The organism is Escherichia sp. MOD1-EC5990, from assembly GCF_002965285.1.
GTDB classification, from domain to species: domain Bacteria; phylum Pseudomonadota; class Gammaproteobacteria; order Enterobacterales; family Enterobacteriaceae; genus Escherichia; species Escherichia coli_F.
Genome location: NZ_PTRV01000026.1, coordinates 1 through 24,517, shown reverse-complemented (window position 1 = coordinate 24,517; position 24,517 = coordinate 1). Strand labels below are relative to the sequence as shown.

The following is a 24,517-nucleotide window of genomic DNA, read 5'->3' as shown; positions in this document are numbered from 1 at the left end:
ATGAATTCTAGATATATACATTCATGAAAATTATGAATATATATCAATATGTTATGAGTTGATTGAAAAGATAGGAAGTGTCAATGATTTTTGCGCCAGACGGCCTATGTGATCGCGCGCACATTAATGAAGGCATAAAAAAAGCCGGCATCATGCCGGCCCAAAAAATATAAACAAGACGATAAAAGGCTAATAACGGGGTTATCATGACACAGAAATCTAAAAAGGTATAATTGTATTCAGTGCTAATGTATTTTTTGGGTGAATTAATAAAACCATTATCCAAGATAAAAATAAATCTTTATTGCTGTTTTTCCGGTAATTATTGCCGTTGCGCAAAAACTATCTATTTGCTCAAAAAATGATTGAGTCTTGACTGACTCATCCAATGTGGAAAAATGTGACTTTTATCACATAATAGTACTAAGTTTGAATTTTCCGGGTTATCTCAAAATGGAATACGGTTCGACAAAGATGGAAGAGAGACTCTCTCGCAGCCCTGGCGGCAAATTGGCTTTGTGGGCTTTCTATACATGGTGTGGCTATTTCGTCTGGGCAATGGCGCGATACATCTGGGTGATGAGCCGGATCCCCGATGCCCCCGTGTCGGGATTTGAAAGTGATTTAGGATCTACTGCGGGGAAGTGGTTAGGAGCATTGGTCGGATTTCTGTTTATGGCCCTGGTTGGTGCCTTGCTAGGCGGCATTGCCTGGTACACCCGACCTCGTCCCGCACGTAGCAGACGCTATGAATAAAAACTGCTAAGGTTGCGACTCTTTGGCAACGGAGCGCGTATGGATTTACAACACTGGCAGGCACAGTTCGAAAACTGGTTGAAAAACCATCATCAACATCAGGACGCGGCACATGACCTGTGTCATTTTCGCCGCGTCTGGGCTACGGCACAGAAACTAGCGGCAGATGACGACGTTGATATGCTGGTGATTTTAACCGCCTGTTATTTTCACGATATCGTGAGCCTGGCGAAAAATCATCCGCAACGGCAGCGTTCTTCAATACTGGCAGCAGAAGAGACGCGTCGCCTGCTGCGTGAAGAATTCGCGCAATTTCCAGAGGAGAAAATTGAGGCTGTTTGCCATGCCATTGCCGCACACAGTTTTAGCGCGCAAATTGCCCCTTTAACGGTGGAAGCTAAAATCGTACAGGATGCGGATCGGCTGGAAGCTCTGGGGGCGATTGGCCTGGCGCGTGTGTTTGCCGTTTCGGGGGCGTTGGGCGTGGCATTGTTTGATGGCGAAGATCCGTTCGCGCAGCATCGCCCACTTGATGATAAACGTTACGCGCTGGATCATTTTCAGACTAAGTTGCTGAAGCTACCGCACACCATGCAAACCATAAAAGGCAAACAACTGGCGCAGTACAACGCGCAATTTTTAGTCGAGTTTATGGCGAAGCTCAGTGCCGAGCTGGCGGGAGAGAATGAAGGTATCGATCACAAAGTGATTGATACGTTTTCACCGGTTGGCTGAGCGCGTGGCCCTAAATGATGGTAATTATGTTAACCTGTCGACCATCTCAGATGGCCGGTTAAATCTATGCAGGAAAATATATCAGTAACCGATTCATACAGCACCGGGAATGCCGCACAGGCAATGCTGGAGCAACTGCTGCAAATTTATGATGTCAAAACGCTGGTGGCGCAGCTTAATGGTGTGGGTGAGAATCACTGGAGCGCGGCAATTTTAAAACGTGCGCTGGCGAATGACTCAGCATGGCACCGTTTAAGTGAGAAAGAGTTCGCCCATCTGCAAACGTTGTTACCCATTCCACCGGTACATCATCCGCATTATGCATTTCGCTTTATCGATCTATTTGCCGGGATTGGTGGTATTCGTCGCGGTTTTGAATCGATTGGTGGGCAGTGCGTGTTTACCAGCGAATGGAACAAACATGCGGTACGCACTTATAAAGCCAACTATTATTGCGACCCGGCGGTGCATCACTTTAATGAAGATATTCGCGACATCACTCTCAGCCACAAAGAGGGTATAGGTGATGACGCGGCGGCGGAACATATCCGTCAACATATTCCTGAGCACGATGTTTTACTGGCCGGTTTTCCTTGTCAGCCGTTTTCTCTGGCTGGCGTATCGAAAAAGAACTCACTCGGACGAGCGCACGGTTTTGCCTGTGATACCCAGGGCACGCTGTTCTTCGATGTGGTGCGTATTATCGACGCGCGTCGCCCGGCGATTTTTGTGCTCGAAAACGTCAAAAACCTGAAAAGCCACGACCAGGGGAAAACGTTCCGTATCATCATGCAGACGTTGGATGAACTGGGCTATGACGTGGCAGATGCAGAAGATAATGGCCCGGACGATCCGAAAATCATTGACGGTAAACATTTCCTTCCGCAGCACCGTGAACGCATCGTGCTGGTGGGTTTTCGTCGCGACCTGAATCTGAAAGCCGATTTTACCCTGCGTGAGATCAGCGAATGTTTCCCTGCACAGCGAGTGACACTGGCGCAGTTGCTGGACCCGATGGTTGAGGCGAAATATATCCTGACGCCGGTGCTGTGGAAGTACCTCTATCGTTATGCGAAAAAACATCAGGCGCGCGGTAACGGCTTCGGTTATGGAATGGTTTATCCGAACAATCCGCAAAGCGTCACGCGTACGCTTTCTGCTCGTTATTACAAAGATGGCGCGGAAATTTTAATTGATCGCGGCTGGGATATAGCCACGGGTGAGAAAGACTTTGACGATCCGCAGAACCAGCAACACCGCCCACGTCGGTTAACGCCTCGTGAATGTGCGCGCTTAATGGGCTTTGAAGCACCAGGAGAAGCGAAATTTCGCATTCCGGTTTCGGACACTCAGGCCTATCGCCAGTTCGGTAACTCGGTGGTCGTGCCGGTCTTTGCCGCGGTGGCAAAACTGCTTGAGCCAAAAATCAAACAGGCAGTGGCGTTGCGTCAGCAAGAAGCAAAACATGGCCGACGTTCACGATAAGGCTACACGCAGCAAAAATATGCGCGCAATTGCCACGCGCGATACGGCGATTGAGAAGCGCCTCGCCAGTTTGTTAACCGGGCAGGGACTGGCGTTTCGCGTTCAGGACGCCAGTTTGCCCGGACGCCCGGATTTTGTTCTTGATGAATATCGCTGCGTGATATTTACCCACGGCTGCTTCTGGCACCATCATCACTGCTATCTGTTTAAAGTGCCTGCGACTCGAACCGAGTTCTGGCTGGAGAAGATAGGTAAAAATGTTGAGCGCGATCGCCGCGACATTAACCGCTTGCAGGCGCTCGGCTGGCGTGTATTGATTGTCTGGGAGTGCGCGTTACGCGGGCGCGAAAAATTGACGGATGCGGCACTTACCGAGCGTCTGGAAGAGTGGATCTGCGGCGAAGGTGCCAGCGCGCAGATCGACACGCAGGGGATTCATTTACTCGCTTGATGAGTCCTGAATAACTGGCGCAACTACGGGTTTTGCCGGGAAGAGATATTTTCCCAACGTGACCAGTACCACCGCGAAGACAATCACGCCGAGCGCCAGCCATTCAATCTTCGACAGCGTCTCTCCGCCCAGTCCCGTACCCAGCAAGACCGCGACCACCGGGTTAACGTAGGCGTAGCTGGTGGCGAGAGCCGGACTGACGTTGCGGATTAAATACATATAAGCGTTAATGGCGATAATCGAACCAAACAGCGCCAGATAGCCGACCGCAAGGAAGCCTGAAAGGGAAGGGATCGTCGTGAGTTTTTCACCCGCAATCATCGACGCAATCATTAACACCACGCCAGCCGCCAGCATCTCAATCGCACCCGCCATCATCCCTACAGGTAAGGTAATGCGCGAGCCATAAACCGAGCCAAACGCCCAGCTAATCGAGCCGATTAAAATCAGAATCGCACCCCACGGATTGCCGCTTAAATTTCCACCGCTATTGAGCATGATGATTCCGGCAAGCCCAATGGCGATACCCATCCATTCCAGTTTGCGCGTTTTAATGCCAAACAGGCGGCTGAAGCACAGGGTAAAGAGGGGCACGGTTGCAACCACTACGGCGGCGATGCCGGAAGGAACATTTTGATGTTCGGCAACCGTTACCATGCCATTACCGACAGCCAGCAATAACAGGCCAATCAGCGCGGCATTGAGCAGCGGACGTAGCGGGGGGAGTTTGTGTCCGCGCAGTAGCAAAAATGCCAGCAATAAAATACCGGCTGTCAGGAATCGAACGCCCGCCATCATTAACGGAGGCCAGCTTTCCACGCCAATCCGAATGACAAAATAGGTTGAGCCCCAAATGATATACAACGCAAACAGCGCGCCAAAAAGCGGTAACAACTGGCGGAAACGCATAATCCCTCACGGTGGAAATAAAAAGGTGGTTCATAGTAAACGTGAAAATCATTCTGCTGGCGAGAGATATAATTGCACTTGATTGTTAAAAAAATGTTGACCTATGAAGCAAGTATCAGAGCTGCCGTTTTTGCTTCATACTTACTCCCTTCAACAATAAAAATGAGAGGGAATGCTTTTGGCCGGGAGTAGTTTACTGACGTTGCTCGATGATATCGCCACACTGCTGGACGATATCTCCGTGATGGGCAAACTGGCGGCGAAGAAAACCGCCGGTGTACTAGGGGATGATTTATCGCTCAATGCACAACAAGTTTCAGGTGTGCGTGCCAACCGGGAACTTCCCGTGGTCTGGGGAGTGGCGAAAGGATCGCTGATCAATAAAGTGATTCTGGTGCCGCTGGCGCTGATCATCAGTGCATTTATCCCGTGGGCGATTACGCCTTTGTTGATGATTGGCGGCGCGTTTCTCTGCTTTGAAGGGGTAGAGAAAGTGCTGCATATGCTGGAGGCGCGTAAACACAAAGAAGATCCGGCGCAGAGTCAGCAGCGTCTGGAGAAGCTGGCGGCGCAGGATCCGCTGAAGTTTGAAAAGGACAAAATAAAAGGGGCGATTCGTACCGATTTTATTTTGTCTGCGGAAATCGTCGCCATCACGCTGGGGATTGTGGCAGAAGCGCCGTTGCTTAATCAGGTGCTGGTGCTTTCAGGCATCGCACTGGTAGTGACCGTGGGCGTCTATGGGCTGGTAGGGGTTATTGTTAAGATTGATGACCTGGGGTATTGGCTGGCGGAAAAATCCAGCGCGCTGATGCAGGCATTGGGTAAAGGGTTATTGATTATCGCGCCCTGGCTGATGAAAGCGTTATCGATTGTCGGCACGTTGGCGATGTTCCTCGTCGGTGGCGGGATTGTGGTTCATGGTATTGCGCCGCTGCATCACGCCATTGAACATTTCGCCGGGCAGCAAAGTGCAGTGGTGGCGATGATATTACCGACTGTTTTAAATCTGATACTTGGTTTTATCATCGGCGGCATTGTGGTGCTGGGAGTGAAAGCGGTAGCGAAAATGCGCGGTCAGGCACATTAATACTCGCACTGGCTATTATGCAAAATTCGCCATCTTCAACTAAGGTGAACAAGTTTCACTCGAAAAAAGGAGGCGAGTATGAGCTTTATGATTAGTGAGGAAGTTACGGTTAAAGAGGGCGGCCCGCGGATGATTGTCACCGGCTATTCCAGCGGTATGGTTGAGTGTCGTTGGTATGACGGTTATGGGGTCAAGCGGGAAGCTTTTCATGAAACCGAGCTTGTTCCGGGGGAGGGGAGTCGTCCTGCGGAAGAAGTTTGAAAGAGTATCATTAACATCAGGCCGGATCACATCCGGCCTGATATGCCAATGCCTGCAATGAATGATTGTCGCGTCTTGTTATGTCACCATTATAAAATTATGACTGTTTTGCGGTACGCTATCGCCAGGTTATGCCAGAATCATAAAAAAGCAGGTTGGGAGTCGTCAGGGTGCAGCACGAGACAAAAATGGAAAACCAGAGCTGGTTGAAAAAACTTGCGCGCCGCCTGGGGCCTGGTCATGTCGTTAATCTCTGCTTTATCGTAGTGCTGCTTTTTTCCACCTTGCTCACCTGGCGTGAAGTGGTGGTTCTGGAAGATGCCTATATCTCCAGCCAGCGTAATCATCTGGAAAACGTAGCTAACGCGCTCGATAAGCATCTGCAGTATAACGTCGACAAACTGATCTTTTTGCGTAATGGCATGCGCGAAGCTCTCTTAGCGCCACTGGATTTTACCTCTTTGCGTAATGCCGTAACGGAGTTCGAACAGCATCGCGACGATCACGCCTGGCAAATCGAACTCAACCGACGACGCACCCTGCCAGTCAATGGCGTTTCGGATGCATTAGTCAGCGAGGGAAATCTCCTGTCTCGCGAAAATGAAAGCCTCGACAATGAAGTTACTGCTGCGTTGGAGGTTGGTTACTTGCTACGACTGGCGCACAATTCCTCGTCGATGGTCGAACAAGCTATGTATGTCTCGCGTGCCGGATTTTACGTTTCGACGCAGCCGACCTTGTTTACGCGCAATGTACCAACGCGTTATTACGGCTATGTCACCCAACCCTGGTTTATCGGTCATTCTCAACGAGAAAATCGTCAACGCGCGGTACGTTGGTTCACCTCGCAGTCAGAACACGCCAGCAATACTGAACCTCAGGTTACCGTCAGTGTTCCGGTAGACAGTAATAACTACTGGTATGGCGTGCTGGGGATGAATATTCCTGTACGTACCATGCAACAATTTCTACAAAACGCCATCGATAAAAACCTCGACGGTGAGTATCAGCTCTATGACAGTAAGCTGAGATTATTGACCTCTTCCAATCCTGACCATTCAACAGGGAATATTTTTGATCCTCGTGAACTCGCCTTACTGGCGCAGGCAATGGAACATGACACGCGGGGCGGCATTCGTATGAACAGTCGCTATGTTAGCTGGGAACGGCTGGATCACTTTGACGGTGTCCTGGTGCGCGTGCATACGCTAAGCGAAGGGGTGCGCGGCGATTTCGGCAGCATCAGCATTGCATTAACCCTGCTGTGGGCGCTCTTTACCTCCATGTTACTCATCTCCCGGTATGTGATTCGCCGGATGGTCAGCAACATGTATGTTCTGCAAAGCTCGTTGCAGTGGCAGGCGTGGCACGACACCTTAACCCATTTATATAACCGTGGCGCCCTGTTCGAAAAAGCCCGTCAGCTCGCTAAATTGTGTCAGACACACCAACATCCTTTTTCTGTCATTCAGGTCGACCTTGACCATTTTAAAGCGATTAATGACCGCTTTGGTCATCAGGCGGGCGACCGCGTGCTTTCTCATGCTGCCGGGTTAATTAGCAGTTCCTTGCGTGCTCTGGATGTTGCCGGGCGGGTCGGTGGCGAGGAATTTTGTGTGATTCTGCCAGGCGCGAGCCTGACGCAGGCTGCTGAGGTTGCAGAACGTATTCGCCTGAAGCTAAATGAAAAAGAGATGTTGATCGCCAAGAGTTCGACGATACGCATCAGTGCCTCGCTGGGGGTAAGCAGCAGCGAGGAAACAGGTGATTATGATTTTGAACAACTCCAGTCACTGGCTGACCGTCGGCTTTATCTCGCTAAACAGGCAGGGCGCAATCGGGTGTTCGCGAGCGACAACGCTTAACGGGCAGAGAGAAAATGGTCCAGGCCTTCACGCCAGCCTTCCGGTCCTTCTCGCTGCGTTCGCCAGACGCGGGCCGGATCCTCATGATGCAGATGCACCCCTTGACGATTTAGCCCTTTCACAATCACCGCGTAATCCATTACCTCCAGTAAGGGCGCATCGTTTGGCCCATCGCCCAGACCAAGCGTGGTTGGTCGTTTGCCTAACGATTGTTGATAGGTCGCGATGATCCAGTTTGCGGCCTGATCTTTTCCGGCAGAGGCATCCAGTACGTGCCAGAAGCGCGCCCCCTGCATAAACTGCAAGCCCAGCTCGTTCAGACGGGCGGTAAATTGCGCCATCCGCTCGTCACTGTCGCGCCAGATAAGCGTTACAGATGCCTCATGTAACTGCGTCAGTGCCGCCTGGCTACGGCTTAATCCCGTCCATTCGGCGATGGTTTCATCGTCGACGTCATCAAAAGTTGTGAATTTAAAATGTTCTTTCTCGCGTAGCGTATTTAAAACCTGGCTGATTTCGCCATGGCTAATACCTGAGATGATGCGTGGAAAACCGTCTATATCCTGCCATTGCTCAGCAAGCTGGATCACTGCGCCATTTTCGGCAATCAGCGGTAAACCTTGTAGCCCCAACGTTTTTTGCAAGTACAGCATTTCCGCTGATGTCTTACTGCTACAGAGAATGACGGGAACATTCGCTTCGCGTAAACGGCTGAGCCAGGGGGCAGCTGGTTGCCAGTCATAACTATGACTGTCCAGCAGGGTGCCATCAAGATCGCTAAAAACCAGTAGTGGTTGTTGAATTGAAAGCATGGTTGCGCAGTACTCCCCTTACCAGGATGATTCTCAAAACAGCACAAATTATCAAAGATAATTTTTTCGTGAGCGATCCCGTTGACGCCAGAGCCACCAAGGGGTGACGCGCGTCACATTTCTATTCATAAGTAGCGTTAATCATTCATATCACGAATATTTTCTTGTCAGCGAAAAAAATTGCGGATAAGGTGATGAACACATCAGATTTCCTGGTGTAACGAATTTTTTAAGTGCTTCTTGCTTAAGCAAGTTTAATCCCGACCCCCTCAGGGTCGGGATTTTTTTATTGTGCATTCAACGATTCACTTCAGAGACGCTGAAGTCATGAATATCCAGTTCGAAGGCATCCGCCAATTCACGCCATGTATGATATTCACGTCCATCGACACTAACGTGTTCAGGATCGTGCTGGCTGCGATGAACTTCGCTTTCGCTAATTTCATTGATCGCCGCCAGCAGGGCATCGACATCGACACTGACCTCACGTTTTGCGGTATCGCTGTACTCTTTTGCGGTTTTCATCATCTTTCCTCGCAACCGTTACTCTGTTGTTGCCGCCAGTCGTTAAGTCCGCTGGCATCTCTTAAGTATAGACCGTCGAGAAAATCAGCACTCGCGCGCGCCCGGCGCTGCCAGAAAAACGAAAATGTTCTACACTGGCACAAAGCCACAGGAGGAAAATGATGAAGGTGAATGATCGGGTAACAGTCAAAACGGATGGCGGTCCGCGTCGTCCTGGCGTGGTACTGGCAGTTGAGGAGTTTAGTGAAGGCACAATGTACCTGGTTTCGCTGGAAGACTACCCGCTCGGCATCTGGTTCTTTAATGAAGCAGGGCATCAGGACGGTATCTTTGTGGAGAAAGCAGAGTAATCTAATTCAGCCTGACTGGTGGGAAACCACCAGTCAGAATGTGTTAGCGCATGTTGACAAAAATACCATTAGTCACATTATCCGTCAGTCGGACGACATGGTAGATAACCTGTTTATTATGCGTTTTGATCTTACGTTTAATATTACCTTTATGCGATGAAACGGTCTTGGCTTTGATATTCATTTGGTCGGAGATTTGAATGGTTCCCTGACCTGCCATCCACATTCGCAACATACTCGATTCGGTTCGGCTCAATGATAACGTCGGCATATTTAAAAACGAGGTTATCGTTGTCTCTTTTTTCAGAATATCGCCAAGGATATCGTCGAGAGATTCCGGTTTAATCGATTTAGAACTGATCAATAAATTTTTTCTGACCAACAGATATTCATCAAAATGAACATTGGCAATTGCCATAAAAACGATAAATAACGTATTGGGATGTTGATTAATGATGAGCTTGATACGCTGACTGTTAGAAGCATCGTGGATGAAACAGTCCTCATTAATAAACACCACTGAAGGGCGCTGTGAATCACAAGCTATGGCAAGGTCATCAACGGTTTCAATGTCGTTGATTTCTCTTTTTTTAACCCCTCTGCTCAACAGATACCCGGTTAAACCTAGTCGGGTGTAACTACATAAATCCATAATAATCGTTGACATGGCATACCCTCACTCAATGCGTAACGATAATTCCCCTTACCTGAATATTTCATCATGACTAAACGGAACAACATGGGTCACCTAATGCGCCACTCTCGCGATTTTTCAGGCGGACTTACTATCCCGTAAAGTGTTGTATAATTTGCCTGGAATTGTCTTAAAGTAAAGTAAATGTTGCGATATGTGAGTGAGGTTAAAACAAATATTTCGCCACAGGAGTATCCTGGAAGATGTTCGTGGGTATTATTTTTCAGATAATCCTTAGGATAACAAGATAAACATTAGGGAATCATATTACAGGTAATTCGCTGATAATATCTGCCAGCAAATTAAAAATTTCACTGAATAAATGTTCGCAAAAAGGAGCAATTAACGGCATTAATGCCGCCATTAATGAGATACCGACAGTCAGAGTTAATGGAAATCCAATAACAAAAATGGATAATTGCGGGGCCATACGATTCAGTAAACCTAATGCCAGATTCAGTGTCAGCAGCAGAGTAATGAGCGGTAACGCCAGCATCAGTCCATTGAGGAAAATCAAACTCCCTGCTTTGGTGAGTGCCAGAAACGCATTGCTATTTAGCGGCTCGCCACCAATAGGCAGGGTGTGAAAGGTATCCACCAGCAGTGAAATCAGCCATAAATGACCGTTAAATGTCAGGAACAGCAGTAACGCCAGCATATCCATGATGCGCGCTAAAACGGGCATATTGAGATGGCTGGCCGGATCGACAAACGTCGCAAATGACAGTCCCATTTGCAGACCGATAATTTCGCCAGCGGTTCGCACAGCGGCAAAAGCAAACTGCATGGTAAAACCAAGCGCAATGCCGATCAGAATCTGCTGCACGGCCAGCCACAGAGCAAAGAACGAAAAAACAGGAACATCGTTGGCAGGTAATGATGGGGCAATGGCGAACGTGATCATCATTGCCAGACCCAGTTTTACCCGTTTCGGCACGCTGCGTTCGCTCAGAATTGGCGCGGTAGAAATGAGCGCCAGCACGCGCAGTAACGGCCAGAAGTACAGACTTAGCCAGGAAAGCCATTGATCGCTTGTCACCTGCAACATTGTACGGGCTACCCGATGATATACGGCAGGTTAGTGAACAAGGTACGGACGTAATCCAGCAACAGATTGAGCATCCACGGTCCGGCAATAATAATGGCGATAAATACGGCGATGATTTTCGGAATAAACGACAGCGTCATTTCATTAATCTGCGTGGCGGCCTGCAAAATACTGATGATCAGGCCCGTGACCAACGCCACCAGCAACAGCGGGGCAGCCAACGCCAGCGCGACTTTCATCGCTTCAGTCCCCATCATCATGACCGATTCAGGTGTCATTTTGCCTCTCTAGCTGTAAAAGCTCTGCGCCAGCGAACCGACCAGCAATTGCCAGCCATCCACCAGTACAAACAGCATCAGTTTAAAGGGCAGAGCAATGGTGGCAGGGGGGACCATCATCATCCCCAATGCCATCAGCACGCTGGCAATCACCAGGTCGATAATCAAAAAAGGAATGAAAATCGTGAAGCCTATCTGAAATGCGGTTTTCAGCTCGCTGGTCACGTAGGCCGGGAGCAAAATGCGCATTGGCACGGCTTCAGGTCCCTGCAACGGGCCGGTATTCGCTAGTCTGGCAAACAACCCTAAATCTGCCTCGCGGGTCTGACGCAGCATAAACTCACGCAGCGGCTGCGCCCCTTTTTCCAGCGCCTCCTGCATTGAGATTTTCTCTTCGCTGAACGGCTGGTACGCATCGACATAAATTTTGTCGATCACCGGCGACATTATAAAAAAGGTCAAAAACAGTGCCAGCCCCAGCAATACCTGGTTGGGTGGTGCGGAGGGCGTGCCCAGCGCGTTTCGCAATAATCCAAAAACAATGATGATACGGGTGAAACTGGTCATCATCAGTAAAATCGCTGGAATAAACGTCAACGAGGTAATGAACACCAGCGTCTGCACCGGGAGGGACCAACTTTGTCCACCGCCAGGCAGCGGCTGACTGGTGATACCCGGCAGTTGTGCGAAGGCGAGGGGGGTAACCAGCCAGAGAAGAACAGGTGCGACAGACAACAAACGACGCATCAGGATCTCCCGCTACGCTTAAGCAAGTTTTTCATGACCGACTGAAAATCGGTCTGCGGTATCTCTTCCGTTGGCGCAGAAGGGGGAAGTTTATGCAGCAGATTGATTTGCCCTGCGGTAACGCCGAGCACTAGGCGTGCATCTTCCACATCGACCACCACGACCCTTTCACGGGCGCCCAGCGAAGCACTGGCGCTAATTTTCAGACCGTTAACGCCAGTTCGTTTGGGGGCAAATCCCAGCCGTTTTACCAGCCAGGCAGCAGCGAGGATCAGGGCAATAATGGCGATCAGTGCGCCGCTCACCTGCAGCAGCGGTGCAGCAGAAACCGGCGCGGACGGTTGCACAGTAGCGTGGTTATTCATCGCTAACGGCTCAGGCGGCGCATTCGCTCAGACGGAGTAATGATATCGGTGATACGCACGCCATATTTATCGGCAACGACCACCACTTCGCCCTGGGCGATTAAATAACCGTTGATCAGAATATCCAGCGGTTCGCCTGCCAGGCCGTCCAGCGCTACGACTGATCCTTGTGTCAGGCGCAACAGCTCTTTGATGGTCATCCGCGTGCGGCCCAGTTCGACGGTCAGCTTAACCGGAATATCCATAATCAGGTCGATATCCTGCAACGTTCCGCTGACATCACCGCCGCCAAATTGCTGGAATACCGCGTCTGCAGCGCTTTTACTGCTGGTTGATTTTTGTTCGCTCAACGCTTCAGCCCACAGATCGTCCATTGCGCCGTTGTTATCATCGGCCGGATTATTCAAGTCACTCATTTGGGCTGTTCCTCGTTCAGAGAATTCAAAATCGGGTTAATCAAATGTTCAATCCGTAACGCATACTGGCCGTTGAGGGTGCCGTACTGGCTGGTCAGCACCGGAACGCCGTCAACATGGGCGATGATGCGATCGGGTTTTTCTATCGGCAGGACGTCGCCGGGTTTCAGTTTTAAAATCTGCGACAGACGCAGCGATATATCGGCAAAGTTAGCGACCAGCTCCAGCTGTGAGTGCTGCACCTGACGCACCAGGTTATCGCGCCAGTTCTGATCTTCATTTCGTGAGTTTTCCAGCGGCGGGTTAACCAACAATTCCCGTAGCGGCTCGATCATGCTGAATGGCAGACAGATATTAAATTCGCCGGTCAGGTTGCCAATCTCCACATGGAACGGTGTGTTAACCACGATGTCGTTCGGCGAGGTGGTGATATTGGTAAATTTCACCTGCATTTCCGAACGCACGTACTCGACATCCAGCGGATTAATTGCCTTCCAGGCGTCGCTATAGCCTTCCAGCGCCAGCTTCAACATACGGTTGATGACGCGCTGTTCAGTATGGGTAAACTCGCGACCTTCCACTTTGGTTGGGAAGCGTCCATCGCCGCCAAACAGGTTATCCACGGCAATAAACACCAGACTCGGCGAGAACACCACCAGCCCTGTGCCGCGTAGCGGTTTCAGGTGGATTAGGTTCAGGTTGGTCGGCACCGGCAGGTTGCGGGCAAATTCATGGTACGGCTGAATGCGGATGGCCCCGACGGTAATGTCCGGGCTACGGCGCAATAGGTTGAACAGCCCCATACGGAAATGGCGGGCAAAACGCTCATTAATGATTTCCAGCGCCTGCAAACGTTCGCGTACAACCCGTCGTTGGGTATTCGGATCGTACGGACGAATGTCACTATCGCCGCTAACACTGGCCGTCGGTTCGTCTTTGACTTCGCTGTCACCATTCAACAGCGCATCAATTTCAGCTTGAGAAAGAATACTATCGCCCATGTCGTTATCGCAGAATAAAAGCGGTATACAGCACGTCGGTGACATCCTGTTTCGGTTGCCCGGCAACAAGCGGGGTGGAAAGTGTGGCTTTAATCTCAGCAATCAGGCTTTTCTTGCCTTCTTCTGTCGCCAGTACGACAGCATCCTGACGAGAAAACAGTAACAGCAAGCGGCTACGGACTTCCGGCAAATACTCACTTAGCCGCGAGCGGGTAGCTTCATCTTTTAGCCGCAGAGTTATGCCGATATAAAGCACGCGATCCGCATCACCCAAATTGACCGTAAAGGTATCCAGCGCATAGAAGACCGGGGAGGGCACGACGCGTTGCTGCGCTTTGTCGTCAGCAGCAACCTGATGCGAATGCCAGTAGCTGTAACCTGCGCTGGCACAGGCCGCGAGGGTAATGAATACCAGAATCGGGATCCAAAGCGATCGCTTGCTTTTCTTGCTTATCGCGTAATCAGTCATGTGTTGCGGTCTTCCTGTGTCGCTACTGCTTATCGGCTAATTATCCTGCGTCTTGAACGCAACAAAGCGGGGAAAAGACGCGGATTACGGTGCTACCTCTGACGTTAGGCGAAAATATCAACGCCACTGTTGCCTGTTACGCGCCCTTGTAAAGAGACGGGAACGGGTAGCGTATCGTCGTCTTCACCCGCCAGAGGTTCATGATTTGCTGTGCGCTGGCTTTGCTGTTGCTGTGAAGCGGCCTGTTGCTGACCACTAAAGCTTTCGCCACTGATGTTGCTTTGCCCTAACTGAATGCCACTTTCTGCCAGCTGCGTACGCAGTACCGGTAGCGCAGCTTCCAGTGCGGCGCGTACGTGCTGATGCGGTGACACCATCTGGATTTGCGCCTGGCTATCATCCACTTTGAGGGAGATTTGTACTTCACCTAAATCCTGCGGGTGCAGACGCAACTCTGCACTTTGTTGCCCCTGGCGGGTAAACAGCGAAATATGCTGGCTTAATGATTGTTGCCATTCGTGAGAACCCAGCGGCGCACTCAAAACAGGTGCTGCGACGGTGGGCAGCGGCTGTGTCTGGTGCGGAGTGATGAGCGGGCTGACGGCAGCGGTCACCGGCGAAGGTGTGCTGATGACTTCCGCTTTACTCTGGGCCTCTGCTACCAGCGGTGTTACTGGCTGAGCTTGCGCGTCAGGGGCGTCATCAGGCTGTGCGGTTGTGAATTGCGCCGTAGTCAGTTTTGTGTAGAGAGTTGGTTTCTCTGTCGGTAACACGGTTGACGGCGCATCAGCCACTTTGGGCGTATTGTCAAAACCCGGCAACATCGCAAAAAGGGCGCTCAGGCTTGCGGTGACGTCTTCATTAAGCTCATCCGCTTTTTCGTCTTTTGTCGTATTTTTGTCAGCCACCGCAGCCACCGCAGCCAACGTCATCGCCTGAGCGGTGGTTAACGGTGTTGATGTGGATTGTTCGTCGTTGATGACAGGCGGTATTTCATCCACAGGGATCAGTAAATCCGCTTGTTGCGCGTCGGAAACAATATCGCTGACCAGCGGCTCGCCTTTTGTCGTGGGCTTATCTGTTGCCACCAGCACCTGGGGGGCCGCTTTGTCAGTCGTTGTCTCGCCTGCTAATGCTTCGCTCAACAACGCGAGAAAATCTTGTGCAGCATCGCTGGCTTTGCCGCCAGGCAATGTGGTGGTGTCAACGTCGGCGGTAATCAAGGGCGCTAAGCGAATCATTCAGGTTTCCTCATGGCGGCGCGCTGGGCGAACTCATCCATCTTTTTCTGATCGAGACGGTTTTCTGCAAGCAGTGCCGCCGTGGATTGCCGTTCCTGCAGTGTCTGCCAGGCCTGCAAACGTTGTTTCTTTTCTCGCCAGCTGTTCAGGGCAATGTCAACTTTCTGCGTCCACTGATTAAGTTGCTGGCGATGCTGAGTAATGGCTTTTTCCAGCGTCTGGATAAACTGCTGATAGTTGATCCAGCGGTTACTGGTCATCCCGGCACTCATATCGCTGTTGAGGTTATTGCGATATTCATTCTGATAATCGATCAGCATTTTGAGTTGTTCCTCTGCCTGCTGGCATCCGCGACGCATTTCACCCAGCAGGCGCGCGGCATCTTCTACCTCTTTTTCTGCCAGATCTTTCAGGGTCGCCAGCGCGCCATGTTCTGCCATCTGCCGTTATCTCCTGCGTTTTCACACTGAAGGGAATATGCGCTCCAGCCCCTGGAGAGACTCTTCCCAGTCCGCGCGTTCAAAAATGCCTTGTTGCAAATAGCCCTCCAGCTGCGGCCACAGAGCGATGGCTTTATCGAGCATTGGATCGCTGCCTTTGGCATACGCGCCGACGCTAACCAGATCGCGGTTACGCTGAAAACTCGACAACAGCTGTTTGAAGGTGCGCACTCGCGCGTAATGTTGCTCGCTGATCAACGCCGTCATTGCACGGCTGATCGACGCTTCAATATCAATCGCCGGATAGTGTCCGGCTTCCGCCAGACGACGAGAAAGAACAATGTGACCGTCGAGGATCGCCCGTGCGGAGTCGGCAATCGGGTCCTGCTGGTCATCGCCTTCGGTGAGCACGGTATAAAACGCCGTAATTGAGCCGCCGCCGCTGATACCGTTACCGGCACGCTCGACCAGCGCCGGTAATTTGGCGAATACCGACGGTGGATAACCTTTGGTGGCAGGCGGTTCGCCAATCGCCAGCGCAATCTCACGCTGGGCCATCGCGTAGCGGGTGAGGGAGTCCATAATCAGCAACACATGCTGACCACGATCGCGAAAATCTTCGGCAATGCGCGTGGCATAGGCGGCACCTTGCATTCGCAGGAGCGGAGAAACATCCGCTGGAGCGGCAATCACCACGGAGCGTGCACGCCCTTCGGCACCGAGGATATTCTCAATAAAATCTTTTACTTCGCGGCCACGTTCACCAATCAAACCCACGACAATGACATCGGCGCGGGTGTAACGTGCCATCATCCCCAGCAGCACACTTTTACCGACACCAGAGCCAGCAAATAGCCCCATACGCTGCCCGCGACCAACGGTAAGCAGGGCATTGATTGGGCGCACGCCCGTGTCCAGCACATGTTCAATCGGTGTTCGTTGCAATGGGTTAAATGGCGGGGTGATCAGCGCACCGGTTTCTGTCGTATCGGGGGAGGGAAGGCCATCAAGCGGTTTACCGCTGCCATCCAGAACGCGACCTAACAACGCCGGACCGAGTGGCAACTGCTTGCCGCTTTGCAGCCCTTCAGCCGAAATGTGTTTGGCATAAACGCGCGCGCCGGGCAGGACACCTTCCACTTCTTCCAGCGGCATTAAAAACAGCCGTTGACCGTTAAAGCCAACCACTTCGCTTTCTACTTCATGCGTTTCCGACCCGTTCTGGCGCTCAATCACACAGGTTGCGCCGAGCGGCAATTGTAATCCGGTAGCCTCCAGCACCAGCCCGGTGGCGCGGGTTAATCGCCCGTAGCGACGTACCGCAGGCAACTGCGCCATTTTGGCTTCGAAGTTATCCAGCGTGGTTAGCCAGCGAGTCAGGCGCGTGGTCATTACACCACTCCTGGTGCTGCCAGACGGCAGAGTTCTTGCCAGCGAGTAGCGACGCTGGCATCGAGATCGCCTTCATCGGCGGAGACTTTGCAGCCGCCTGGATGGAGCGTGGGATCGCCCCGTAAGCGCCAGCCATGCAAACTTAAGGTTGCGCCCAGCATATTATCAACACGTTGCAGATCATCCGGGTGCACGCGCAGTTGCGGTTTGCCGCTGAATAACGGTTCTTGCTGCAACAACTGTTGGATCTGTTTGATCAGCGCCGAGTTGTCCACCGTTGGCGTTTGACCGATGACCTGGCGCGCCGCCTCCAGCGCCATCTGCATCAGGCGCGAAGCAATCACACTATCAAGTGCATCAAGGGTAGTTTGAAATTCGCTGACCAGTTGCTGCATCCGGGCATGAATCGGCGCTTGCTGGGATTTTGCCTGTGCCAGCCCTTGTTCCAGCCCCTGGGCCAGACCTTCCTGATAGCCTTGCTCATGGCCTTGCTGGCGACCTTCGGCAATCCCCGCCTGATAACCTTGCTCATGGGCCTGCATTTGCAGTTGTGCCAGTTGCTGCTCAAGGCTGGGTTCAGTCTCTTCAATGATGGTTTCTTCTGGCTCGGCCATTGGCACAAACTCTGCCTGTGGTGGCGCGAGATCGTCTGGCGTCCAGGTTTCCCACGGCAAATTATCAGACATAGGTATCCTCGCCGCTACCAATCACCATCTCGCCAGTTTCGGCAAGGCGGCGCACAATCAGCAGAATCGCTTTCTGTTCGTTTTCCACCTGCGACAGACGCACCGGACCACGGTTGGCGAGATCGTCGCGCAGAATATCGGCGGCACGCTGCGACATATTGCGCAGGAACTTCTCGCGCAGTGGTTGCTCGGCCCCTTTCAGCGCGATCAACAGCGATTCGGAATCCACTTCCTGCAACAGACGCTGGATGCTGCGATCGTCGACATCCACCAGATTTTCGAACAGGAACATCTCGTCGATAATTTTTTGTGCCAGCTCGCCGTCGAATTCACGCACGGCGGTAATAACGGCTTCTTCCTGCTGCGTTTTCATCAGGTTGATAATTTCGGCTGCCGTTCTCACGCCGCCCATTTTGCTGCGCTTGAGATTCTGACCGTCGAGCAAGCCATTCAGTACTTCGGTCAGTTCCGCCAGCGCGGCTGGCTGCACGCCGCCAAAGGTGGCGATACGCAACATCACATCGTGGCGCAGACGCTCATCGAACAACGCCAGAATATCGGCGGCCTGGGCGCGTTTCAGATGCACCAGGATAGTGGCGATAATCTGCGGATGTTCGTCACGAATAAGATCGGCCGCACTCTGCGGCTCCATAAAGTTGAGCGTTTCAATACCGCTGGCGGTATCGCGGGTTTCGAGAATATCTTCCAGCAGGCTGGCGGCACGTTCTTCACCGAGGGCTTTAACCAGCACCGAACGCAGATAATCGTTGGCGTTGATATTCAGTGCGGCAAACTGTTCAGCTTCTTGCTCAAACTCCGCCAGCACATCGGTTAGCTGCTTGTTGGAGATCTGCGTGACGTTCGCCATTGCTGCACTCAGGGTTTGCACTTCGCGCTGGGAGAGGTGCTTGAACACCTCTGCCGCCCGGTCTTCGCCAATGGTCATCAGCAGGATGACGCTTTTATCGGTGCCTGTCAGGTTACTCATGATCGTTATTTATCCACTGGCGAATGACCAGCGCCACCACGCGCGGATCGTTATCAGACATTTCACGGATACGCTGGCTCATGACCTCTGCCCCCAGACGTTGGTTCGCGCGTCGTTGTTGGAGTTGTTCATCTTTGCTCAGGCGGACTTCCACCGCATCTTCCACTTCCTCGCGGGCCTGCGCCTGTTGCTGCACAGCTTTCATCGCCTCAGCGCGACGAGTTAGCTGTGGACGTACCGCTTTACGCCACAGTAGCCACGCCACCAGCAGTACCAGCAACCAGCGTCCGGCGCTCAGCAACTGATCGATAAATACCTGTTGTTGCCAGAACGGCAGTTCTCCACCGCTTTCGTCGCTGCTATTGAACGGCGAGTTAACGACATTGAGCGAGTCACCGCGTTTTTCAGAAAAGCCCATCGCCTCGCGGGTCAGATCTTCAATTTGCTTCATCTGTTCGTTGCTGAGAGGCAACGGTTTGCCATCTGGCAAGGTTTTGTAATTCACCACTACCGCGACTGACAGACGTTGCACATCGCCCACGTTCATTTTGGTATGACGAATGGTGCGATCGACCTCGTAGTTACTGGTTTCATTACGTTGTGTGCTACGCGGCCCATTATTGCTGGTAGTGCTTGCCTGCTGCTGGCGATTATTTTGATTTGCCGGAGGCGTGCTGATCGGCGCGTTATTTGCGGGTGCTGGTTGATTCGACAACGCACCCGGTACGCCGCCTGGATAACCGGAACCGCTTTGCTCGCTCTCATTAAGCTGGCGTGAGCGGAGCGCCGCCTGAGATTTATCACCGTTAGGGCGATACTGCTCTTCGGTTTGCTCCTTACTGGCGAAGTCCAGTTGCGCCGTAACCTGGGCGTGAATATTGCCGTTGCCGACAATAGGCGACAGGATCGCTTCAATACGCCGCTGAATTCGGCCTTCGACATCACTGGCATATTTCAACTGAGCATCATTAAGATCGCGCCCGCTGGTGTTGGATTGGGTTAACAGATGTCCGCCCTGATCCACCAACGTCACGTTCCCCGGAGGCAGACCAGCCACCGCGCTGGAAACCAGATGCACAATGGCGCTAATTTGCCCTTCATCGAGTGCGCGGCCGGGTAACAGATTTACCGTCACCGATGCAGAAGGGGATTTTTGCTCACGGACAAATAAAGAGGGTTTTGGCATTGCCAGATGGACACGCGCTCCTTTTACCGGGCCGATAGTTTCGATGGTACGAGAAAGCTCGCCTTCCAGCGCCCGCTGATAATTCACCTGCTCGCTGAACTGACTGATACCAAACTTTTCCTGATCGAGCAGTTCGAAACCGACCGCGCCGCCTTTGGGCAAACCTTGTTGCGCCAGGCGCAGACGCAGTTCGTGAACTTTATCTGCCGGAACTTCAATCGCGCCGCTGGCTTCGCTAAAGCGGTAAGGAATATTCATTTGCGTCAGTTGGCTGACGATTGCGCCACCATCCTGATCGGACAGATTGCTGAATAATGTGCGGTAGTCGGGGGCTTTCGCCCACAGGATCAGTGCGACCATGACCGCCACTGCCGCGGAACCGGCAACAATCAATGGAATTTTCGGATTCGCACGCAGGCGATTAAGCCACTCAAGAGATTTTGTCTGGGCTGCAGTCGCATTCATCGCGCACCTCGTGGCTGATTATGGACGGCGTTATTGGCAAAGTGGAACAAGACTCACTCCCGGGTCAGCAAACTCGAAAAATTGACGCTCCCATTATTTGTGCTTTCGTTTTTTTCTATCCGCCAATAAACCCGTTTTTTTGTTGCTATTTAGCGCCTTTGTCTTATTGACTTACTGGTAGGCTTTGCTACCAGAAATTATCCGGGAGATGAAAATGTCAGCGATACAGGGGATTGAAGGGGTTATCAGCCAGTTACAGGCTACGGCGATGAGTGCGCGTGCGCAGGAATCACTACCGCAACCGACCATTAGTTTTGCTGGGCAGCTGCATGCCGCGCTCGATCGCATAAGCGATACACAAACCGCCGCCCGCACGCAGGCAGAAAAATTCACCCTCGGCGAACCCGGCGTGGCGTTAAACGATGTGATGACCGATATGCAAAAAGCCTCAGTTTCTATGCAAATGGGGATTCAGGTGCGTAATAAGCTGGTGGCGGCGTATCAGGAAGTGATGAGCATGCAGGTGTAGGTTTTGTAACCTGTTGACTATGCTTGTTTAATTATATCCGATCCCACAGCGTGGGGCATGGATGGGGCAAACTCACTCAATTTCTGGTTTAAAATGGATACCTGATCCTGGTTGTTTTCTGCCATCCACGATCCGTAAACGCGATAAAATGTTTTGTCTTCGCTTTGCTCATAGGAAGAGTGAACTCTTTCGTTAGCCTGGGGTTCCTTCTGATCATTATTGTTCCTGCCTTTATCTCTTGCCACGCCAGAGCCCCCTGGATACACACACACCAGGATGAAAACGGTGAGTTGTGTTCAAACTGTAGTACAATTCTCTCCAGTATGAACAGGAAAGAATATGCTATGAACCCTTATATTTATCTTGGTGGCGCAATACTTGCAGAGGTCATTGGTACAACCTTAATGAAGTTTTCAGAGGGGTTTACACGGTTATGGCCCTCTGTTGGCACAATTATTTGCTATTGTGCATCATTCTGGTTATTAGCTCAGACGCTGGCTTATATACCTACAGGGATTGCTTATGCTATCTGGTCAGGAGTCGGTATCGTTCTGATTAGTTTGCTTTCCTGGGGATTTTTTGGCCAACGACTGGACCTGCCAGCCATCATAGGCATGATGTTGATTTGTGCCGGTGTGTTAGTCATTAACTTGTTGTCACGAAGTGCACCGCATTAAAAAATAATTATCCTTGAGACAACAGGAATGTAATTTGTGCATATTATGGCTAATGTTGAGGGCAACTTTATAATTATGATTGCATTTGCACGATCATTGCGCCTTTATGCATAATGAGAGCAAGGCACATCAAATAAAATAACGATAGGTCACAACAAAGAGGTTTTTATGAAAAAGCTTATCGTTTCAAGTGTATTGGCATTCATAACATTTTCTGCGCAGGCCGCAGCATTTCAGGTCACTAGTAATGAAATAAAAACAGGAGAGCAACTTACAACGTCTCATGTATTTTCTGGATTTGGGTGTGAGGGGGGTAATACATCGCCCTCATTAACCTGGTCTGGTGCTCCAGAAGGCACCAAAAGCTTTGCCGTAACTGTGTATGATCCAGATGCGCCTACAGGCAGTGGATGGTGGCACTGGACGGTTGCTAATATTCCAGCAACGGTAACATATTTGCCCGCTGATGCAGGAAGACGTGATGGTACAAAACTTCCGACTGGTGCTGTCCAAGGCCGAAATGATTTTGGCTATGCAGGATTTGGTGGAGCATGTCCTCCCAAAGGAGATAAACCCCATCATTACCAGTTTAAAGTATGGGCTCTAAAAACTGATAAGATTCCTGTAGATTCTAATTCCAGCGGAGCGTTAGTTGGTTATATGCTTAATGCCAATAAAATTGCAACCGCTGAGATAACACCCGTTTATGAGGTAAAGTAGGATAAGAGTATGCTGGCAAAAGATAGGACTAACCTAAAGATTGAAGAAATACGGATGCATAAACATCATGAGATTCACAGGGTTAAGCCTCTTATGCCAGCTTTATGTCGTATCCGTCAGGGAAAAAAAGTTATCAATTGGGAGACGCATAGTCTAACTGTTGATAATAATCAGATAATATTATTTCCCTGTGGATATGAATTTTATATTGCGAATTACCCAGAAGCAGGTCTTTATCTTGCAGAAATGCTTTATTATCCCATTGATCTAATTGAAAAGTTCCAAAATCTTTATGCGATAACCGATCAAATTCGTAACACGACAGGTTTCTGCTTACCTCAGAATCCTGAGTTAATATATTGTTGGGAGCAACTAAAAACATCTATTTCCCGAGACTTCTCAACGCAAATTCAGGAACACTTAGCAATGGGCGTTCTACTTTCATTAGGAGCACATCATGTTAATTGTTTACTTTTATCAGATAGTAAACAATCATTAATAAGTCGTTGTTATAACCTAATGCTATCCGAACCTGGAACAAAATGGACAGCAAACAAGGTAGCGAGATATCTCTACATTTCTGTTTCCACATTGCATCGCCGTCTGGCAAGCGAGGGAGTAAGTTTTCAAAGTATATTGGACGACGTGAGGTTAAATAATGCGTTGTCTGCTATACAAACGACAGTAAAACCCATCAGCGAGATTGCCAGGGAAAATGGTTACAAGTGTCCTTCTCGTTTTACTGAAAGGTTCCATAATCGTTTTAAGATAACACCAAGAGAGCTAAGAAAAGCGTCCAGAGAGTAAAAGTATTTTATGAAGGAGCAACAGCATCGATTTTTATTTTGGAAAATAAATACGGCATACTCAACCTATTGGAGCCTGAACAATCCGGTGACTTCTGCGCTAATCGGGGACGTTTATAAGCACATATAATTGATACTATCTTCCTCCATCACAATTTCAGAAATGCACGTGTGATTTTTTTGCATCCGGCGTTTGGACTATGTGGAGTTCAAGAGTGGGAAAGTTACAAGAGGTTGAGGGGATAATTAAAGGGATGCTTATGACATTAGATATCCGGATAGGTACGGATATCGTTGTTATTAAATCTAGTTTATACGTTAAGATGCAGCTACAGCAGAAATTACCACTGTTAATTTTTTCATCGTGAGCCCTTTTATTTGTACTATTATTTAAAAATGATGTCACTGCACTACAAATACTCATCTAATCAATGAGATTATTTCAAGATGTAAGTTTTAGTTTCTCATTTAAATTGTGAAGCAGATCCCTCCTTTTATCTGAACTGTTTCTATTGTACACAATGCATGACTATTTTGTGAACGAATATAAATTTGGTAGTCAAATTATATTAAAGGTTGTTATTTATGATTGACTCATAATTTATTTTTTTAATTTAAATAACCTAATAATAACCATGGAGATTATTTGCATGATATTTGTTTAGACTTGTTAATGTAATTGAGGTGATTTTATTTAATACGCAATATAGCGCCGCTTGATATTAGTTCTATTTTTTTTTGCGTAAGATAGATGAGACAAACTGAGACGCATAATGGTTTGCAAGGCTCTAATACTTTGATGTTGAGGATGTGATGGGGCATGTACGTGCATAGTACAATGATGTCCATGCCGGTGTAGATAATCTCCAGGCTTATCCGGTGCGCCGTAAAACCCCGTCCTTCAGGGCGGGGATATAAGGCGCGGTTTTCCACCTGACCAGGTGTTTGCTGTTGTTCAATGTATTGGCGGATGACGGACATTGGCGCACCTCCGCAGCTACTGGCAAAATTGCCAGGACTCCACAAAACGCCTTTGTAGTAATACCTGACTGTAATATCTGGTCGATCTCGTCGCAGTAACCTACCCGATACGCCTTTGAGGCTGTTTACCAGACTGGATATCGCCAGTT

General features: G+C 50.2%; 29 protein-coding genes and 1 pseudogene. 12 read left to right on the top strand and 18 right to left on the bottom strand.

The annotated features are described in order from the left end of the window. The first annotated feature begins 474 nt into the window (after positions 1 to 474). The 4 genes from drpB (at position 475) to vsr (ending at position 3,427) form a co-directional block, all read left to right on the top strand. Positions 475 to 756, top strand: coding sequence for a cell division protein DrpB (gene drpB / locus BEB42_RS22130; RefSeq protein WP_243040254.1), 282 nt, complete (start codon positions 475 to 477; stop codon positions 754 to 756). Between the two features lie 39 nt (positions 757 to 795). Continuing rightward, entirely contained in the window at positions 796 to 1,491 is a 696-nt protein-coding gene (locus BEB42_RS22125; RefSeq protein ID WP_000365550.1) for a phosphohydrolase, read from the top strand. A gap of 66 nt (positions 1,492 to 1,557) precedes the next feature. Then, complete coding sequence (dcm, locus tag BEB42_RS22120) at positions 1,558 to 2,976, top strand: DNA-cytosine methyltransferase (protein WP_001157284.1); 1,419 nt, start codon at positions 1,558 to 1,560, stop codon at positions 2,974 to 2,976. Beyond that, positions 2,957 to 3,427: a VSPR family DNA mismatch endonuclease gene (gene vsr, locus BEB42_RS22115; RefSeq protein WP_105267560.1), complete on the top strand. Its 471-nt coding sequence runs from the start codon at positions 2,957 to 2,959 to the stop codon at positions 3,425 to 3,427. The genes dcm and vsr overlap by 20 nt, the downstream gene beginning before the upstream one ends. Here the strand turns inward: vsr and yedA are convergent. Further along, positions 3,416 to 4,336, bottom strand: coding sequence for a drug/metabolite exporter YedA (yedA, locus tag BEB42_RS22110; RefSeq protein WP_001212268.1), 921 nt, complete (start codon positions 4,334 to 4,336; stop codon positions 3,416 to 3,418). The genes vsr and yedA overlap by 12 nt on opposite strands. A 172-nt stretch (positions 4,337 to 4,508) precedes the next feature. Here yedA and BEB42_RS22105 point away from each other — a divergent pair, with 172 nt between their 5' ends. From BEB42_RS22105 to dgcQ, 3 genes are all read left to right on the top strand, one after another. Continuing rightward, positions 4,509 to 5,426, top strand: coding sequence for a DUF808 domain-containing protein (locus BEB42_RS22105; RefSeq protein WP_000922683.1), 918 nt, complete (start codon positions 4,509 to 4,511; stop codon positions 5,424 to 5,426). Between the two features lie 78 nt (positions 5,427 to 5,504). Continuing rightward, the gene (locus BEB42_RS22100; protein ID WP_000009244.1) at positions 5,505 to 5,687 is read left to right on the top strand and encodes a YodC family protein; all 183 of its coding nucleotides are present in this window, start codon (positions 5,505 to 5,507) and stop codon (positions 5,685 to 5,687) included. A 170-nt stretch (positions 5,688 to 5,857) separates the two neighbouring features. Continuing rightward, positions 5,858 to 7,552: a cellulose biosynthesis regulator diguanylate cyclase DgcQ gene (gene dgcQ / locus BEB42_RS22090; protein WP_105267559.1), complete on the top strand. Its 1,695-nt coding sequence runs from the start codon at positions 5,858 to 5,860 to the stop codon at positions 7,550 to 7,552. Here the strand turns inward: dgcQ and BEB42_RS22085 are convergent. Together BEB42_RS22085 and yodD are read right to left on the bottom strand one after the other, a co-directional pair. Continuing rightward, the gene (locus BEB42_RS22085; RefSeq protein ID WP_000949115.1) at positions 7,549 to 8,364 is read right to left on the bottom strand and encodes a mannosyl-3-phosphoglycerate phosphatase-related protein; all 816 of its coding nucleotides are present in this window, start codon (positions 8,362 to 8,364) and stop codon (positions 7,549 to 7,551) included. The two genes, dgcQ and BEB42_RS22085, sit on opposite strands and share 4 nt — an antisense overlap. Before the next feature lie 297 nt (positions 8,365 to 8,661). Then, complete coding sequence (yodD, locus tag BEB42_RS22080) at positions 8,662 to 8,889, bottom strand: peroxide/acid resistance protein YodD (RefSeq protein ID WP_001353131.1); 228 nt, start codon at positions 8,887 to 8,889, stop codon at positions 8,662 to 8,664. Positions 8,890 to 9,050: 161 nt separating this feature from the next. Here yodD and dsrB point away from each other — a divergent pair, with 161 nt between their 5' ends. Next, positions 9,051 to 9,239: a protein DsrB gene (gene dsrB / locus BEB42_RS22070; RefSeq protein ID WP_000867217.1), complete on the top strand. Its 189-nt coding sequence runs from the start codon at positions 9,051 to 9,053 to the stop codon at positions 9,237 to 9,239. A 43-nt stretch (positions 9,240 to 9,282) separates the two neighbouring features. Here the strand turns inward: dsrB and rcsA are convergent, their stop codons facing one another. From rcsA to fliF, 14 genes are all read right to left on the bottom strand, one after another. Next, a complete protein-coding gene (rcsA, locus tag BEB42_RS22065) occupies positions 9,283 to 9,906 on the bottom strand; it encodes a transcriptional regulator RcsA (RefSeq protein ID WP_000104001.1) in 624 nt (207 codons plus the stop codon). A 289-nt stretch (positions 9,907 to 10,195) separates the two neighbouring features. Beyond that, the gene (fliR, locus tag BEB42_RS22060) at positions 10,196 to 10,981 is read right to left on the bottom strand and encodes a flagellar biosynthetic protein FliR (protein ID WP_000942313.1); all 786 of its coding nucleotides are present in this window, start codon (positions 10,979 to 10,981) and stop codon (positions 10,196 to 10,198) included. 8 nt (positions 10,982 to 10,989) lie between these two features. Next, the gene (fliQ, locus tag BEB42_RS22055; RefSeq protein WP_000187358.1) at positions 10,990 to 11,259 is read right to left on the bottom strand and encodes a flagellar biosynthesis protein FliQ; all 270 of its coding nucleotides are present in this window, start codon (positions 11,257 to 11,259) and stop codon (positions 10,990 to 10,992) included. Between the two features lie 9 nt (positions 11,260 to 11,268). After that, positions 11,269 to 12,006 (bottom strand): flagellar type III secretion system pore protein FliP, encoded by a 738-nt coding sequence (gene fliP, locus BEB42_RS22050; RefSeq protein ID WP_001253450.1) that lies wholly within the window; start codon positions 12,004 to 12,006, stop codon positions 11,269 to 11,271. Then, positions 12,006 to 12,371, bottom strand: coding sequence for a flagellar biosynthetic protein FliO (fliO, locus tag BEB42_RS22045; RefSeq protein WP_001059107.1), 366 nt, complete (start codon positions 12,369 to 12,371; stop codon positions 12,006 to 12,008). The genes fliP and fliO overlap by 1 nt, the downstream gene beginning before the upstream one ends. Before the next feature lie 2 nt (positions 12,372 to 12,373). After that, on the bottom strand, positions 12,374 to 12,787 hold the full coding sequence (gene fliN, locus BEB42_RS22040) for a flagellar motor switch protein FliN (protein ID WP_001281692.1): 414 nt from the start codon (positions 12,785 to 12,787) through the stop codon (positions 12,374 to 12,376). Next, positions 12,784 to 13,788, bottom strand: coding sequence for a flagellar motor switch protein FliM (gene fliM, locus BEB42_RS22035; protein WP_001353133.1), 1,005 nt, complete (start codon positions 13,786 to 13,788; stop codon positions 12,784 to 12,786). Before fliM ends, fliN begins: the two co-directional genes overlap by 4 nt. A gap of 4 nt (positions 13,789 to 13,792) precedes the next feature. After that, on the bottom strand, positions 13,793 to 14,257 hold the full coding sequence (gene fliL / locus BEB42_RS22030) for a flagellar basal body-associated protein FliL (RefSeq protein WP_000133111.1): 465 nt from the start codon (positions 14,255 to 14,257) through the stop codon (positions 13,793 to 13,795). A gap of 104 nt (positions 14,258 to 14,361) precedes the next feature. Continuing rightward, positions 14,362 to 15,498, bottom strand: a complete 1,137-nt coding sequence (locus BEB42_RS22025; protein WP_000620115.1) for a flagellar hook-length control protein FliK — start codon at positions 15,496 to 15,498, stop codon at positions 14,362 to 14,364. Beyond that, a complete protein-coding gene (fliJ, locus tag BEB42_RS22020; protein WP_000807584.1) occupies positions 15,495 to 15,938 on the bottom strand; it encodes a flagellar export protein FliJ in 444 nt (147 codons plus the stop codon). Before fliJ ends, BEB42_RS22025 begins: the two co-directional genes overlap by 4 nt. A 21-nt stretch (positions 15,939 to 15,959) precedes the next feature. Continuing rightward, complete coding sequence (gene fliI, locus BEB42_RS22015; protein ID WP_000213272.1) at positions 15,960 to 17,330, bottom strand: flagellar protein export ATPase FliI; 1,371 nt, start codon at positions 17,328 to 17,330, stop codon at positions 15,960 to 15,962. Continuing rightward, positions 17,330 to 18,016, bottom strand: coding sequence for a flagellar assembly protein FliH (fliH, locus tag BEB42_RS22010; protein WP_001282657.1), 687 nt, complete (start codon positions 18,014 to 18,016; stop codon positions 17,330 to 17,332). Before fliH ends, fliI begins: the two co-directional genes overlap by 1 nt. Continuing rightward, positions 18,009 to 19,004, bottom strand: coding sequence for a flagellar motor switch protein FliG (gene fliG / locus BEB42_RS22005; protein ID WP_000067950.1), 996 nt, complete (start codon positions 19,002 to 19,004; stop codon positions 18,009 to 18,011). Before fliG ends, fliH begins: the two co-directional genes overlap by 8 nt. Next, on the bottom strand, positions 18,997 to 20,655 hold the full coding sequence (gene fliF / locus BEB42_RS22000; protein WP_000994441.1) for a flagellar basal-body MS-ring/collar protein FliF: 1,659 nt from the start codon (positions 20,653 to 20,655) through the stop codon (positions 18,997 to 18,999). Before fliF ends, fliG begins: the two co-directional genes overlap by 8 nt. A gap of 214 nt (positions 20,656 to 20,869) precedes the next feature. Here fliF and fliE point away from each other — a divergent pair, with 214 nt between their 5' ends. The 4 genes from fliE to BEB42_RS21975 all read left to right on the top strand — a co-directional run bounded on the left by fliE (position 20,870) and on the right by BEB42_RS21975 (position 23,388). Beyond that, a complete protein-coding gene (gene fliE / locus BEB42_RS21995; RefSeq protein WP_001274299.1) occupies positions 20,870 to 21,184 on the top strand; it encodes a flagellar hook-basal body complex protein FliE in 315 nt (104 codons plus the stop codon). A 344-nt stretch (positions 21,185 to 21,528) separates the two neighbouring features. Then, complete coding sequence (gene emrE, locus BEB42_RS21985) at positions 21,529 to 21,861, top strand: multidrug efflux SMR transporter EmrE (protein ID WP_001070440.1); 333 nt, start codon at positions 21,529 to 21,531, stop codon at positions 21,859 to 21,861. Between the two features lie 168 nt (positions 21,862 to 22,029). After that, entirely contained in the window at positions 22,030 to 22,581 is a 552-nt protein-coding gene (gene ybcL / locus BEB42_RS21980; protein ID WP_001353134.1) for a Raf kinase inhibitor-like protein YbcL, read from the top strand. 9 nt (positions 22,582 to 22,590) lie between these two features. After that, a complete protein-coding gene (locus tag BEB42_RS21975) occupies positions 22,591 to 23,388 on the top strand; it encodes a helix-turn-helix transcriptional regulator (protein ID WP_000879832.1) in 798 nt (265 codons plus the stop codon). A 938-nt stretch (positions 23,389 to 24,326) separates the two neighbouring features. Here BEB42_RS21975 and BEB42_RS26835 read toward each other — a convergent pair. Next, a pseudogene (locus BEB42_RS26835) lies at positions 24,327 to 24,517 on the bottom strand (transposase); the annotation flags it as partial.